This is a genomic window from Paraburkholderia sp. XV, from assembly GCF_020177535.1.
GTDB classification, from domain to species: Bacteria; Pseudomonadota; Gammaproteobacteria; order Burkholderiales; family Burkholderiaceae; genus Paraburkholderia; species Paraburkholderia caribensis.
Genome location: NZ_JAGUUD010000016.1, coordinates 90,520 through 104,726, shown reverse-complemented (window position 1 = coordinate 104,726; position 14,207 = coordinate 90,520). Strand labels below are relative to the sequence as shown.

The following is a 14,207-nucleotide window of genomic DNA, read 5'->3' as shown; positions in this document are numbered from 1 at the left end:
AAAGAAAAGTAGGTGCCGCCCCGCACAGGGGCGACGCGTGAAGCGAGCTAACGTAACGCGGATGCCAGCGAAAACCCCAGAACACCGACGCGTGAAGCGAGCTAACAAATCGCGGATGCCAGCCCAAAACCCAAAACCCAAAACCCATAACCCAAAACCCAAAACCCAAAACCCAAACCACCGAACGGCAACGCAATGCCCCCCCACCTAAAAGCGATCAATCACCCCCAACTGCACGCCTCGCACCGCCGCCCCCGGCCACGACGGCGTTAGTCCCGCGACATTCACACCCTTGAGCGTGAATTCACCTTGCCCATGATTTCTCAACCAGCCCGCGCTCGCATAAAGCAATACGCGTTTCGACAGATCATATTCACAGGCAGCACTAAACTGGTCGGCATTATTGTCGCCGCCCGAGCGATCGCGCAGATACGCATAGCCGAGCGAAGCGCGAAACCGCCCATTGACCGCGTAGCGCGCCGACACCGACACACCGTCGTTGTGATAACGCGGCGTGCCGCCGTCGCTATTGAAGAACGAGACGAAGCCGGTCAACGCCCCATACGCGTACGACATGCCGCCAAGATTGGCCCGCAACGCGCCGTCGCCATGCATCTGTTGATGCGCATAGGAAACCCGCAACGGGCCGTTGCGCCACGCGAAGGTTTCGATATGTCCCGCGAGGCCGTTGCCGTCTCCGTCGGCGGCGTCGCGCACCATCGCCATCAGTGTCGTCGAGAAGCCGTGGAATTCGGGTGACAGATAGGTGATCGCGTTGCTCGCGTACGGCGTGATCTTCGACAGATTGTTCAGGCCCGAGGCGATCGTGCCTGCACCGAACGCGTCGAGTTGTCCCTTGAACGGGATGTAAATCGGCGAATACTGGCGACCGATGCGCACAGCGCCATACGGCGTCGTTGCGCCGATCCACGCCTGGCGATTGAAGATCGTATTCGCGACGGCAAGCGAGCCGTTGCCCGAGCTGAATCCATTCTCCAGGTCGAACACGATCTGCACACCGTTGCCGATATCTTCCGCGCCGCGTAGTCCCACCCGCGAGCCGCGATACGCGCCGGAATCCATGCGCGCGACGTAGCCCGCGCCCGGATTGGTGATTTCGATGCTGGTATCGAGTGCGCCGTACAGCGTGACGGACGCTTGCGCGTGAGCGCTGGCGACGTGCGCGGCGAGCACGGCGAATGCAATGGACGTGCGTCGCACAGCAGGCGACGCAAGTAATGAACGTTTCATGAGGGAAGAGAGGAGTCTGTGCGAAACCGGCACGCCGGCCAGCATCCGATGCGCGCAGCGAACGCACGCGCATCGGACTCGCACTGCACGCGTTATTGCGGCAGCGCGTAGGCGATCACATAGTCGCCGCGATCCGGCGACTGACGCGCGCCGCCCGCCGAGATCACGATGTACTGCTTGCCGTTGAGCACGTAGCTCATCGGCGTGCCCTGGCTGCCCACGGGAAGCCGTGCCTTCCAGACTTCCTTGCCCGTCGAACTGTCGAACGCGCGCAGGTAGTAGTCTTGCGTCGCCGCGAAGAACACAAGGCCGCCGCCCGTGCTGAGCGAACCGCCGATCGTCGGCATGCCGATCGGCGTGGGCATGTGCATCTGCACGCCCCACAGGCGCGTGTCGCGCACCGTGCCGAGCGGCACCTGCCACGCGATGCTGCGCGTTTTCAGATCGATCGCCGTCAGGCTGCCGAATGGCGGCTTCTGGCACGGAATGCCGAGCGGCGAGAAGAAGCGGTCTTTCGTCACCGAATACGGCGTGCCGCCGAGCGGCACCGCGCCCATGCCTGCGTTGACGGCTTCGTTACCGTTCGACGTGCCACCCTTGCGCTCTTCCTTGACGAGATGAACCCACAGCCCGAGGCGCATGTCGTTCACGAAGATCATGCCCGCGTTCGGGTCGTACGACAGCCCGCCCCAGTTCATCCCGCCGAGCGAGCCGGGGAAACTCAGCGACGTGTCCGTGTCCGGCGCGGTGAACAGTCCGTCGTAGCGCATGCCGTGAAAGATGATGCGGCACATCATCTGATCGACGGGCGTCATGCCCCACATGTCGGCGCCCTTCAGCACATCGGCGCCGATCTGCGGCATGCCGACCGACAACGGCTGGGTCCTCGCATACGGTTCGTCTGGAACCGTCGCGGATTTGACCGGTTGTTCGATCACCTTCGTCAGCGGCTTGCCCGTCAGACGATCGAGCACGAACAACTGGCCCATCTTCGTGCCGACGATCAGCGCCGGCACCGTCTTGCCGTCGACGGGGAAATCGACGAGGGTGGGCTGCATCGGCACGTCGTAGTCCCACAGATCGTGGTGGACCGTCTGGAAGTGCCACTTCTCGGCGCCGGTGGTTGCGTCGAGCGCGAGAATCGAGGCGCCGTAGGATTCATCGAGCCTCGTGCGCTTCACGCCCCACAGATCGATCGCCGCGCTGCCGACAGGCATGTACACGGTGTTCGATGCGGCGTCGTACGACATCGGCGCCCACACATTGGGGGTCGAGCGCACGAAGGTCTTGCCGGGCGCGGGCGCCTGTTTGTCTTGCGGGTTGCCCGGATCGAACGCCCACTTCATCGTGCCCGTGATCACGTCGAAGCCGCGCACCACGCCGCCGGGCATGTCGAGCGACACATTGTCCGCGACGCGCCCGCCCGTCACGACGGTCGTGCCCGCGACGGTCGGCGGCGACGTCAGTTCGTACAGCGGGCTCGCCGCGTGGCCGAGGCCGGCCTTGAGGTCGATCACGCCGTGCTTGCCGAAGTCCTCGCACAGCTTGCCCGTGTCCGCATCGAGCGCGACGAGTTGCGCGTCGATCGTGTTCATGTAGATGCGGCGGCGGCAGGCGGCGTGATCGTCCGGCAGCGCGACGGGCGTGACGGGCGTCGAGCCGGCGACGCTCGGCTGCTGCACGGGTTTCGTCGCGTCGAAATACGCGAGGCCACGGCAGCGCACCCACACCGTCGTTCTCGTCGGGAATTCATGACGCCATCTCTCGCGGCCGTTCGCGGCGTCGAGCGCGATGACCGTGTTGTGCGGCGAGCACAGGAACAGCGTGTCGCCGATCTGCAGCGGCGTTTCCTGATCTTCCGCGCCGCCGCCTCCCGGGCTGACGGGCACGTCGCCCGTGTGGTAGGTCCATGCGACCTGCAGGTTCTTCACGTTGTTGCGATCGATCTGCGAGGAGCCCACGAAGCGATCGCCGCCCGCCGAATGGCCGTACGCCGACCAGTCGCCGGGGCCGGCATCGCCCCTGGCGTCGATCGCGTTGGTCCCGGTGCCGAACGTGCCGTGCGGCACGAACATGCCGTACACGAACAGCGCGTTGCACGCGAGCAGCGCGAGGCCCGCCGTCCACGCGGCGCCCTTCGCCGGGCGCTTGCCCTGGAAGCGGCGCAACGCGGGGTACACGGGCGCGAGCAGCATGCCGATCATCGTGAACATGAAGATGCGGGCCTGCAGCGGCCAGAAGTCGAATCCGCTTTCCCAGATTGCCCACAACACGGTCGCGATGATCACGAGCGCGAAGATCACGCATGCACTCGATTTGCGTCGCACGAGCTGGATGCCCGTCGCGCAGACGGCGAGGCCCATCAGAAGGTAATACCAGGTGCCGCCGCGCGCGACGAGCAGCGCGCCGCCGATCGCGAAGTACAGGCCGAGCAGCAGGCCGAGCGCGCCGGCGAGCGCCAGGCCGACGCGGGCCGTCGTCGATAGTGGCTTAGTTTGAGGTTGCTTGGACATTGCTTGTCTTTATGGGTACGCAAAAGTTGGGGTATGCGAGGCGCCACGGGGCCAGGCGTTCGCGTGCAGCCGGCCGCGAGGTCGACGCGCGTTCGCTTCCATCGAGACGGGTTGGCTCGGGCGGGAGTTCGGTCGGAGCTTACGCAGCACGCATTGGCACGCGCTTCTAACGGCGCGAAGCCTCTTTGCACTGAGCCGTGAGCATCGCCGCATCGCGCACCGGGCGATGGCTGGGGCGCGACGGATGCGATGTAGGCGAACGCGCCTGAAACGACGACGCGCTTCACATAAAACTAACTAGTTCGTACATTTTAACGCAAAACACGCGGATACTGTCGGGAAGCCCGCACCTGCCTCGCGTGGCCCGATTCCTCCGGCTCCTTCGAGCGTGTTTTGCCGTGTCCGTCCCGCGTCGCCCTTAGCGCTTCCGATTACGCGTCGTGACCCGAGCCGGCGCTTGACGTGTTGGCGCGCACGACGAGTTCGAAGCCTACGTCGACGTGCGCGCGGCTGAACGGTCGGGTGTCGGTGCAGGATGGGTTGAAGGCTGTCGTAATCGGCCTGGCAGCTGAGCAGTCGATCAGGGAGAAGCGGGTTGTGGAGATCGACGGCTTGATGTTTCGCTAATGACTCTGAACACTCCTGATTTGTATTTCTTCAGGAGTGTCATTCTTTTTTCTGAAGTAATCCGGTACAGTTCGCATCAGGCAATCGTTTGCGATGTATTGAGTGCAATGAATATGTCGTGTGTAAAAGAACGGCTTCAAGTCTGTTGGTGTTACGCAAAACGGCAGTACGTCAACCGCATTTCGTTTTCCAGAATAGCAAACGTTTGCACGCACATGTATTGCGGTGAATATCGCTAAAGAGTAGTTCTTTTACAGTTTCAATCTGAAAATTGAATAGAAAGGGCGAGCCAATTTTCTATTTATTGTCTAAAGAAACGACTCGCTGTCACGCAAAGTACACAGAGAAATATTAGCGTGCAGGGTTTCTTCACCGACTGGCTCGCATCGCCATGCATCCCGCGTTTTCACGGTTACGCCGTCCGTCCGCACAGGGAGAACCTCACTCTGCCGGCGACCTGTGTCAGCAGGTTCCATCCGTCGACGCAGAAGATCCGAACTCGGTGGTCATGGAGATTTTCTCTTCGCGTCACGACATGAAGAGTCTCGCTGTGATCGAAGGCAATCGGCCCATCGGGCTGATCAATCGCGATATCTTCCTGTCGCAAATGAGCAAGCCTTTCCACCGCGAGCTTTACGACAAGAAGAGCTGCATCGCGTTCATGGATAAGGAACCGCTCGTCGTCGACGCCGACATGAGCATTGAAGCGCTTACCTTCAAGACCGTCGAAGTCGGCGAAAAGGCGCTGGTGGACGGTTTTATCGTGACGCGCGACGGCTACTTTGCAGGGCTTGGAAGCGGACTTCAGCTTCTGGGCGCAGTGGCCGAAATGCAGGCGGAAAGAAACCGGCAGATCATGCAGAGCATCGAGTACGCGAGCGTGATCCAGCGCGCGATGCTGCGTGCGTCGCGGGACACGCTGGCCGAGAGGCTTTCCGATGCGGCACTCGTATGGGAGCCGCGCGATGTGGTCGGCGGCGACTTCTATCATTTTGCTGCGTTCCCGCATGGCTGGTTCGGTGCCGCAGCCGACTGCACCGGTCACGGCGTGCCCGGCGCATTCATGACGCTGCTCGCATCGGCATCGCTGTCGCAGGCGCTCGAACAGATCGGACCGCGCGACCCCGCTGCCTTGCTTGCGGCAGTCAACCGCAACGTGAAGAGCTTGCTGGGCCAGGTGCACAGCGCGGCCGAAGTGTCGCAATCCGATGACGGCCTCGACGCTGCATTCTTCTGGTTCGATGCAAGGGAAAGCCAGCTGCATTTCGCCGGCGCGAGGATCGCTTTGCATATTCTCGCGCCTCAGGCCGACCACTTCGAAACAATTGCGGGCGACCGGATGGGTGTTGGCTATGTCGACAGTCTTGCCGACTACGAATGGAAGCTGCGCAAGATTGCAGTGCCGCCCGGCAGCCTGCTGTTCATTTGCACGGACGGTCTCATCGACCAGATTGGCGGTCCGAAGAATATCGGCTTTGGACGCCGCCGCGCGTTAGACCTGATTCTCGCGAACCGTGGCGAAGCACCGTCGGCAATCTGCGAAAAACTGCGGCAGGCGCTTGCCGATTGGCAAGGCGCGCAACCACGCCGCGATGACCTCACCCTGTTTTGTGCCCGCATTACCGACCAATAAGCATGTCTCAACTACTCGATCAAGACAGCGCCTTTTTCGATCTGGCGCAGCGGCGAAACGTCCTCTTCTATCACAAGGGTTATTTCTCTCATAACATCGTAGCCGCCATGGGCGAGGTCGTGAAACTGCAACTGGAAATCGCGGGCGTGAGCGGGCCCACGCGACGCAAGCTGTTCTCGTCGTTTGTCGAGTTGTCGCAGAACATCGTCCACTATTCGTCCGATTCCCTGCAGCCCGGCAACGACGGCGGCGGCTCCATTCGCGAAGGCGCGGTGTGCATCACCACCGACGGCGAAAGACATCTGATGATGTGCGTCAATCCCATTGCAGCGGAAGATGTCGACGGTTTGCGCAACAAGCTGGAGCCGCTGCGCAGCATGTCGGTTGAAGAGATCAAGCAGGCCTACAAGATCACATTGAGGGCCGACACGCCCGAGGAAAGCAAGGGCGCGGGTCTGGGTTTCCTGACGATGGCGCGCGACGCAAGCGCGCCGCTTGAATTCGCTTTTCATCCGCGTGCCGACGAACCCGGAACCACGCTGTTTTGCCTCAAAGCCATCATCTGAGTAAAAGGCGCACGAGCTATGGACAATCTCTACATTGACGCAACGGTGACCTCTCCGGAAGTCGACTTTCGGTTCGACCAGCATTCGCTGCTGCTCAGGGGCGAGTCGTACCCAGAGAATGCAGCGGCGTTCTACGCGCCGATCATCGAACAGTTGCGTCAGTACCTCGCGGAGTCGGCCGGCGCGGTGGTCACCGTCGACGTCGTTCTGACCTACTTCAATAGCTCCAGCACGAAAATGCTGTTCAGCGTGTTCGATGCACTGGACGAAGCCGCGCAATCGGGCAGCCGCGTGCTGATGAACTGGTATCGCGACGAAGAAGACGAAACCATTTTCGAGTTCGGCGAAGAGCTGAAGGCCGATTTCCACGCGATCGAATTCACCGATCGCCCAGTCGCTCACCAGGGACAATAAGGTGCCGCGCATTTCCTCAGTGGATGCGCCCGCAAGCGATGCGCCGGATCTGTTCCAGAATGAGAACGAGGCGCTCGAGAAGGCACGTGCAATCCAAGCAACGGCGGCTGCGGATGCGGACGATTATCGCCAGTCGCTAGGCGAGCTCATTGGGCATTTCGAGCGTCTGATGCGCGAGACGCGGCGCCTGATCGGCCGTAGCGATCGCGCAGAACGCGAGATGCAGGCGCTTGCCCAGCAATTGGCGCATCGCGCGACGCACGACGCGCTAACGGGTGTGTTCAACCGTAGCGCGGTGATCGAGCGGGCGTCGAAGGTCTTGCGTCGTGACAGCGCGGTCATGATCATTCTCGATATCGACGAGTTCAAGCGGGTCAACGACGATTTCGGCCACCCGGCGGGCGATGCCGTGATCATGGGTATCGTTGCGTGCTTGCGGCGAATCGTCGGCGAGCGGGGCTTTATCGGGCGCGTGGGCGGCGAAGAATTCACCGTGTTGCTTCCGGGGCATGAAGTGGACGATGCGCTTCGGCTAGCCGAGAACATGCGTGAGGCGATCGGCAAGCATGTCTTTGCGTCGCCTGTGGACCGTCACATCACGGCCAGCTTCGGCGTCAGTGCGAACCCTGCGGGCACCAGTTTCGACACCGCGTATGGCGTCGCGGACGCCGCGCTCTATCGCGCCAAGCGCGGCGGGCGAAACCGGGTGGAATTTGCGAGTCCGTAAAGCGCCGGCGTGTTCTTCTGTTACGTCAATGCAGGTTGCACGTAGCCGCTCAGAATAAGCGCAGCTTGCACGGCGCCGAACAGTACGATAACGAGTGCGCCCGTGATGGCGACAACGCGCCTGGTCGTTTCGATCCGCGCGCGAAGACGAAAACTGCGCGCCATGATGAACCGGTTCGCGCCCACGGCGCTCAGGCCGAAGAGGCTAACGGTCACTGCCACGCCCGCGCCGATGGCAAACGTCGCCGCGATGCCTATCCACGGCGCGTGCGCTGCAACCGATGCGATCAGCACGAAGATCGACCCGACGCACGGCCGCACGCCCGATGCAAACCCGGTCGCAAGGATCTGGGACGTCGCTGAAAATTTCGATGTCCCGAATCGCGTTGCGCCGCCGGATTGCCGCATGTGCAGTTGCAGTTTCGTGCCGAGATAAGCGGGTTCGTGTTCGGACGTCGGCGACGCGGCCGCCTGGCGCTCAGCGGGCACGAGCTTCAGTGCGCGTGTGTCGACGCAGCAGTCGCGGCGCGCGAGGGTGCCGTAGATCGTCCAGCCGCCCGCGACACAAAGCAGAACATAGCTGACGATATCGAGCGATGCCGCGTTCGACAGCACGCTCGAGACGCCCGCCTTCGCAAACCACACCGCGCCGAACACGAGCACGATCGCGCTCATCGCCTGGACGGTTGCGCTCCAGCTCGCCAGCGCGACGGCCTGCGCGATGCGCGTGTCGCGCGAGCCGAGCCAGGTGCCGGCGACCAGCTTGCCGTGTCCTGGACCGAGCGCATGCAGCACGCCGTAAAGGAATGCGAGGCCGATCAACGTGAGCCATGTCCAGGGCGTCGACGCGCGGTGCAGTTGTTGCGCGGCGTCGGCGATGCGCGCGTTGAGCCTGCCTTGCCAGATGATCGATGTCGCCAGCGCCGTGCGTGCGAACTCGGGTAGCACGAAAGTGTGACGGGTCTCGCTGGCAGATGGCGCGTGCGTTGGGCTCGCGCTTTGCGCCGGTGACGATGCCGATTGAACGGACCGGCCGAAAACATCGACGGCGGCCGATGCTGCATGCGACGGCGCCGCGAGCGCAAGACTTGCGACTGCGACGCAAAACGCAAACAGGATATGCAGGACTGCGCGTTCGACTGTCAGCATGATATTGCTGTCGCTTGCGGCACGACGATGCCGTTGAAGATCGGATGCGCGCGGTCCTGGAAGGGTTTCGCTGCGCAGCTGGACGCGGCGTGTCCGTCTATCGTCACCGCGTTTGCGCCGTCGGGTTCGTAATCGACGAAGAACGAATCGTCCCAGATGCCGAGTGAAACCTTGTGCGTGCTCACGTCGACTGGTTTTTTCAGCGCCAACGTGAAGGTGTAGACGAGCTTGCCATGGTCCACCGATACGCGAAAACCTGCGGGCTCCGCCAGGTGTTGCGCCTCGCCGTCGACGAACAGATGATTGAAGTACTGAGCGCCCGCCAGCGATGAAAATGCCTGTTCGCGGAAGATCGCGGTCTGCCTGGCGTCGAGCGGCCCGTTGTCAGGCAAGGTATCGATACCGACGAGCTGAACCGGAAAGCCTTCTGAAAAGCGCCACGTTTGCGCTATCGAAATCACGGACGTGCCTTGCATTTGCACACGCGCCGAAAACCGTATCCATACGTGCGGATGCGCGGCAGCTATCCCGGATACGACGAACAGGGCGACGCCGATGAGCCGCCTGATGACAGAAAGATTCAACATCGCTTTTGATTGTTAAATTCTACGATGACACGCCGGCAAGTCTCGAAGCACGATCGAGCATGCCGTTGCTTTCTTTCAGGAGTAAGGCGATAGCGCGAGAAAGCGCGTCATTGTCGCATGAGCAATGATGGGGCGCCTGCCGCACCACGAAATGGGCATGGCGTGCCATCATGCGTGACAACCGTCGCCATCCGTCGATGTCTGTCATGAGGAGCCGTCATGTCGATACTGATCTTGGGGTTGCTGCTATTCCTGGGCGGACATTCCGTCCGCATCTTCGCGGAAGATTGGCGCAAGGCGCGCATCGCGCGGATGGGCGAGAAGAAATGGAAGGCGGCGTATTCGGTGGTGTCGCTGGTCGGCTTCGTGCTGATTATCTGGGGCTATGGCATCGCGCGGCGCGAGCCGGTCGTGCTCTGGTCGCCGCCCGCATGGGCGCCGCATCTCGCGGGCCTGTTGACGTTTGCCGCGTTCATTCTATTTCCCGCTGCGCATGCACCCGGCAACCACTTCAAGGCCATCTTCAGGCATCCGATGACCTTGGCCGTCGTTTTATGGGCGTTGGCGCATCTGCTGGCGAACGGGACCTTGAACGCGCTGGTGCTGTTCGGCGCGTTTTTCGTTTGGGCGGTCTTCGATATGGCTGCTGCGCTTCGACGGGATCGTGCGGAAGGCGTGGTGTATCCGACAGGGCGACTGTCGGGCGATGTAGTGCCCGTCGTTGCGGGTGTCATCATCTGGGTTGCGTTCGCGTTCTTCTTGCACGGCTGGCTGATCGGCGTAAAGCCTTTCGCCTGAAGCGCGACGGAAAGACTTACGGTCTCAGATCGGCCAACATCTGCTCGGCGAGAAAGTCGCACGGCGGCCGGGCCGAACGCGCGCTACGAGCAAGAATGACTTCGAGTGCGCCCAGCGGCGGCAAGTCTTCGGCTTCCCCAAGTTGCGCCAGATGCGCCGGAACGCTGCATCGCGCGAGCGGCGCCACGGCGAGACCTGCTTCGACCATGCAGATCAGCCCTAGCAGACTAGGGCTTTCATACGACATCCGGTATTTGATGTTGGCCTGCTGCAGCGCGCCGATCGCATGCGCGCGCGCCGTGCTGCCGGGCGCAAACACGGCGATGGGCAGCGGGCGCTCTTTCCATATCTGCTGGTTGCCACGCGCGGCGGCCCACACCATGGGCTCCGAACGTATCGGCGCGCCTGTGACGCCTCGCGTCTTCGTGATGCACGCCAGATCGAGCGTATTGTCCTTGAGCAGGGGAACGAGCGCGCTGCTCGGCATTCCGAGCACGCGAACCTGCACGCGCGGATGTGCAACCGCGAATTTGCGCAACACGGTTGGCAGCAGCGACGACGCGTAGTCGTCGGGAACGCCGATCGTCACGCGCCCGCGTATTTCCGGGCGCACCACCGACGACCACGCTTCTTCGCGCATCGCCAGCATGCGCCGGCCGTAATCGATCAGCGTCCTGCCTTCCTCGGTCAGGGCGACGTTGCGCGTCGTCCGCACGAAGAGCGGCTTACCGAGCGCTTCTTCGATAGTCTTGATCTGCATGCTGACAGCGGAAGGCGTGCGATGCAGGGACGTCGCGGCGCGAGCAAACGAGCCGGTGTCGGCCACGGCGACGACCATTTCCAGCACGTCGAGATCGAGTTTTTTCATCAGTCAGAAAAATTGAATAATTCATTCAGTTTAAATCGTTTTACTTAGCTTTCGTGCACTCCGATACTGCAATCGCGATAGGCATCACGGACGTGACGAGGTAGCGCATGAGAACGATGGTCGAATTCATGACGGTGGGTGGCATGCTGGCCGTGACGCCCGGTCCCAACATGGTCTATGTGATGATGCGTTCGGTCTCGCAGGGCACGAAGGCGGGGCTGATCTCGCTGGCGGGTGTGATGCTCGGCTATCTGACGTATATGTTCGGCGCTGCGTTCGGGATCACCACGCTGTTTCTTGCGATACCCGGCGCAGGCCGCGTGCTCGCCGTATCTGGCGCGCTCTACCTGCTTTATCTGGCGTGGCAGATGCTCAGGCCGGGCGGGCGCTCGCCGTTGCAGATCGAGGCGGCGTCGATCGAAAGGCCGCGCCGCCTGTTCGCGATGGGCGCGACGACGAGTCTGCTGAACCCGAAGCTTGCACTCATCTTTCTGTCGTTACTGCCGCAGTTCATCGACTATCGGGCGGGCGGCGTGTTCGGGCAGTCGCTGACGCTGGGCTTTTCGTTGATCTTCGCGTTCGCTTCCGTCAATACGGCCGTCGCGACGTTCTCGGGCAATCTCGCCAGGTTTCTTTCGACACGGCCGACCTGGCTCGTCGCGCAACGCTGCGTGATGGGCGCGATGCTTTTCGCGCTCGGCACGAAAATGGCGCTGGATGCGTGGCACTGGAATCTGTCCGCGTGATGTCTCTGCGCCACCAGTGGCCCGGACTACTCTTCCGACGGGTCGCGCTTGATAAATAAATCGTAGGTGGTCTATTATGGACGTAAATGTCCATATGAGACTTCGTAGTCTCCAACGGTGAACGTGGACGTTTCGACCAACCTTTGAAAGGGGCGAGATCGACGTGACGGTACGCAAAGAGACGACGGACCTGCCTCAGGTTGCGCCCGGCGCGGCGCATCAGCTGATCAGCTACACATTCGACGGATCAGGCGAGACACCACGCAGCGCCTATATCCAGGCGGGGCTACATGCCGATGAGCATCCTGGCCTGCTCGTCGTCCATCATCTGCTGCGCATGCTGACGGCGCTCGATAAAGACGCGCGCGTCAAAGGGCGCGTGGTCGTGTTGCCGTTTGCAAACCCGATCGGAATGAGCCAGCGCATTTTCGGCATGCCGACGGGGCGCTTCAATCTCGAGAACGGCGAAAACTTCAACCGTCATTTTCCGTCGATTGCGGGCGCAGTCGAACAGGCGCTGGATGAAACGCGCTTCGAGCGCAACGAGGTCGCGCCCTTCAAGTCGCTGTTCGACGGGTTGCTGGCAGCGCACGAACCGCGCGATCCTGTCCGGGCCATGAAGTCGCATCTGCTGCGCGAAGCGTTGCGGCACGACATCCTGCTCGATCTGCATTGCGATACGAGCGGCATCCTGCATCTGTACAGCACTCGCGCGCAACAAGCGCGCGCGCTGCGCCTCGCGAAAGCGCTGCGTATCGAGGCTGTGTTTCTCGAAGACCGCGCCGGCGGCGGACCGTTCGATGAGGCGTTCATGGAGCCCTGGAACGTGTTGTCGTCGGCGGGTCTCGTCGATGCGGAGCACAGCGGCTTTGGCGCGTCCATCGAGTTGCGGGGCCAGGGCGACGTCAGCGACGAGCTTGCCATCGCGGATGCGCAGGGCATCCTGCGCTTTCTCGCAGCCGAGTCGATCATCGACTACGACGAACGCGCTACGGATGGCGAAGTCGAGCCGCGCGTCTATCCTCTTGAAGGCGTTTCGCATGTGAGTGCGCCGTCCACGGGCATTGTCGTGTATCGGAAGCAACCGGGCGATGCCGTTGCGCGCGGCGATGCGATCGCGGAGATCGTGCGTATCGATGCGCTGCCAGATGCGCCGCGCGACGTCGTGCTCAGCGATGTCGACGGCCTCTTCGTCGTTGCACAGCATTTCAAGCTCGTGAAAGCGGGGCAGCGCATTGCGCTGCTCGCCGGCATCGTGCCGCTGCCGGGCCGCAAGGCTGGCAATCTGTTGAACGATTTCTAAAGGGCCTGACGATGGATGACCTCTACGAACGCATTCTCGACGCGCATCGGGCGCTCCGTCCGCAAGTGCGCGTGACGCCGCTGGAACACAGCGCGCTGCTGTCGGAGCAGACGGGGTGCGACGTCTATCTGAAGTGCGAGCATCTGCAGCATACCGGGTCGTTCAAGTTTCGCGGCGCGTCGAACAAGTTGCGGCTGCTCGATGCCGACGTTCGACGTCGCGGCGTCGCGACGGTATCGACGGGCAATCACGGCCAGGGCGTCGCGCTCGCGGGTAAGCTCGCGGGCGTGCCCGTGACCGTCTATGCTTCGGTGTCCGCTTCGCCCGTCAAGCTGAACGCGATACGCGCGCTCGGCGCATCTGTCGTGACCATCGACGCATCCACGCTGGAGGTCGAACTGGAAGCGGCGCGGCGCGCAAAAGACGCAGGGTTGCCGTTTGTCTCGCCCTACAACGACATCGATGTGATTGCCGGGCAGGGGACCATCGGCGTCGAACTGAACGAGCAACTGCCCGGTCTTGCCGCAGTGTTCGCTTCGGTGGGCGGCGGCGGGCTGATTTCCGGCATCGGCTCGGCAATCAAGGCGTCGGGCGCGGGTACGGACGTAGTGGGATGCTGGCCCGCGAATGCGACGACGCTCTATCGCTGCATTCAGGCAGGCAAGGTGATCGATGTCGAGGAGACGGACACGATTTCGGACGGCACGGCGGGCGGGGTGGAGCCAGACACGATTACCTTGCCGATCGCGCAACGGGTGATCGACCGTTGCGTGCTGGTCAGCGAAGATGAAATCAGGTCGGCGATGAAACGGCTCGCGCAGACGGACCGCTGGATGGTGGAAGGAGCCGCAGGCGTCGCGCTTGCCAGCTTCTTGCAAGTCGCGCCTGCGTACCGTGGTCAGGCCGTTGCCGTGGTGCTGTGCGGGCGGAACATCATGCTCGACAAGTTCGTCGCTGCCGTGCAGTGAACCGATATGCCGTGCGCTTAATCGGCGTTACCGGTTACGAAGCGACCTTCGGTGAGTA

General features: G+C 62.2%; 13 protein-coding genes. 8 read left to right on the top strand and 5 right to left on the bottom strand.

The genetic code is table 11. The features are described from left to right. Positions 1-207 precede the first annotated feature (207 nt). On the bottom strand, positions 208-1,251 hold the full coding sequence (locus KFO72_RS11590) for a porin (RefSeq protein ID WP_225032132.1): 1,044 nt from the start codon (positions 1,249-1,251) through the stop codon (positions 208-210). Positions 1,252-1,343: 92 nt separating this feature from the next. Further along, on the bottom strand, positions 1,344-3,764 hold the full coding sequence (locus tag KFO72_RS11585) for a membrane-bound PQQ-dependent dehydrogenase, glucose/quinate/shikimate family (RefSeq protein WP_225032131.1): 2,421 nt from the start codon (positions 3,762-3,764) through the stop codon (positions 1,344-1,346). A 1,018-nt stretch (positions 3,765-4,782) separates the two neighbouring features. Here KFO72_RS11585 and KFO72_RS11580 point away from each other — a divergent pair. Genes KFO72_RS11580 through KFO72_RS11565 form a run of 4 tightly spaced genes read left to right on the top strand, consistent with a single transcriptional unit; the run spans position 4,783 to position 7,731 of the window. Next, positions 4,783-6,024, top strand: a complete 1,242-nt coding sequence (locus KFO72_RS11580; RefSeq protein WP_412101774.1) for a SpoIIE family protein phosphatase — start codon at positions 4,783-4,785, stop codon at positions 6,022-6,024. A 2-nt stretch (positions 6,025-6,026) separates the two neighbouring features. Next, positions 6,027-6,590 carry a SiaB family protein kinase gene (locus KFO72_RS11575; protein WP_225032129.1) on the top strand — a complete coding sequence of 188 codons (564 nt, stop codon included), beginning with the start codon at positions 6,027-6,029 and terminating at the stop codon, positions 6,588-6,590. A gap of 18 nt (positions 6,591-6,608) precedes the next feature. Beyond that, positions 6,609-7,004 carry a DUF1987 domain-containing protein gene (locus KFO72_RS11570; RefSeq protein WP_225032128.1) on the top strand — a complete coding sequence of 132 codons (396 nt, stop codon included), beginning with the start codon at positions 6,609-6,611 and terminating at the stop codon, positions 7,002-7,004. A 1-nt stretch (position 7,005) separates the two neighbouring features. Further along, a complete protein-coding gene (locus KFO72_RS11565) occupies positions 7,006-7,731 on the top strand; it encodes a GGDEF domain-containing protein (RefSeq protein ID WP_225032127.1) in 726 nt (241 codons plus the stop codon). Between the two features lie 20 nt (positions 7,732-7,751). On the opposite strand, the gene KFO72_RS11560 is transcribed toward KFO72_RS11565, so the two are convergent. Both KFO72_RS11560 and KFO72_RS11555 read right to left on the bottom strand, forming a co-directional pair. Next, positions 7,752-8,879 (bottom strand): nickel/cobalt transporter, encoded by a 1,128-nt coding sequence (locus tag KFO72_RS11560; RefSeq protein ID WP_225032126.1) that lies wholly within the window; start codon positions 8,877-8,879, stop codon positions 7,752-7,754. Next, a complete protein-coding gene (locus tag KFO72_RS11555; RefSeq protein WP_060609221.1) occupies positions 8,873-9,466 on the bottom strand; it encodes a DUF1007 family protein in 594 nt (197 codons plus the stop codon). The genes KFO72_RS11560 and KFO72_RS11555 overlap by 7 nt, the downstream gene beginning before the upstream one ends. A gap of 219 nt (positions 9,467-9,685) precedes the next feature. Between KFO72_RS11555 and KFO72_RS11550 the strand changes: the two genes are divergently transcribed. Then, positions 9,686-10,264, top strand: a complete 579-nt coding sequence (locus KFO72_RS11550) for an NnrU family protein (protein WP_225032125.1) — start codon at positions 9,686-9,688, stop codon at positions 10,262-10,264. Between the two features lie 16 nt (positions 10,265-10,280). On the opposite strand, the gene KFO72_RS11545 is transcribed toward KFO72_RS11550, so the two are convergent. After that, positions 10,281-11,132 carry a LysR substrate-binding domain-containing protein gene (locus tag KFO72_RS11545; RefSeq protein ID WP_225032124.1) on the bottom strand — a complete coding sequence of 284 codons (852 nt, stop codon included), beginning with the start codon at positions 11,130-11,132 and terminating at the stop codon, positions 10,281-10,283. Positions 11,133-11,239: 107 nt separating this feature from the next. On the opposite strand from KFO72_RS11545, the gene KFO72_RS11540 reads away from it, so the two are divergent. The 3 genes from KFO72_RS11540 to KFO72_RS11530 all read left to right on the top strand — a co-directional run bounded on the left by KFO72_RS11540 (position 11,240) and on the right by KFO72_RS11530 (position 14,149). Beyond that, complete coding sequence (locus KFO72_RS11540) at positions 11,240-11,878, top strand: LysE family translocator (protein ID WP_060609216.1); 639 nt, start codon at positions 11,240-11,242, stop codon at positions 11,876-11,878. Positions 11,879-12,041: 163 nt separating this feature from the next. Then, the gene (locus KFO72_RS11535) at positions 12,042-13,181 is read left to right on the top strand and encodes a succinylglutamate desuccinylase/aspartoacylase family protein (protein ID WP_225032123.1); all 1,140 of its coding nucleotides are present in this window, start codon (positions 12,042-12,044) and stop codon (positions 13,179-13,181) included. A gap of 11 nt (positions 13,182-13,192) precedes the next feature. Next, positions 13,193-14,149: a threonine/serine dehydratase gene (locus KFO72_RS11530; RefSeq protein WP_054931217.1), complete on the top strand. Its 957-nt coding sequence runs from the start codon at positions 13,193-13,195 to the stop codon at positions 14,147-14,149. The last annotated feature ends 58 nt before the right edge of the window (positions 14,150-14,207 follow it).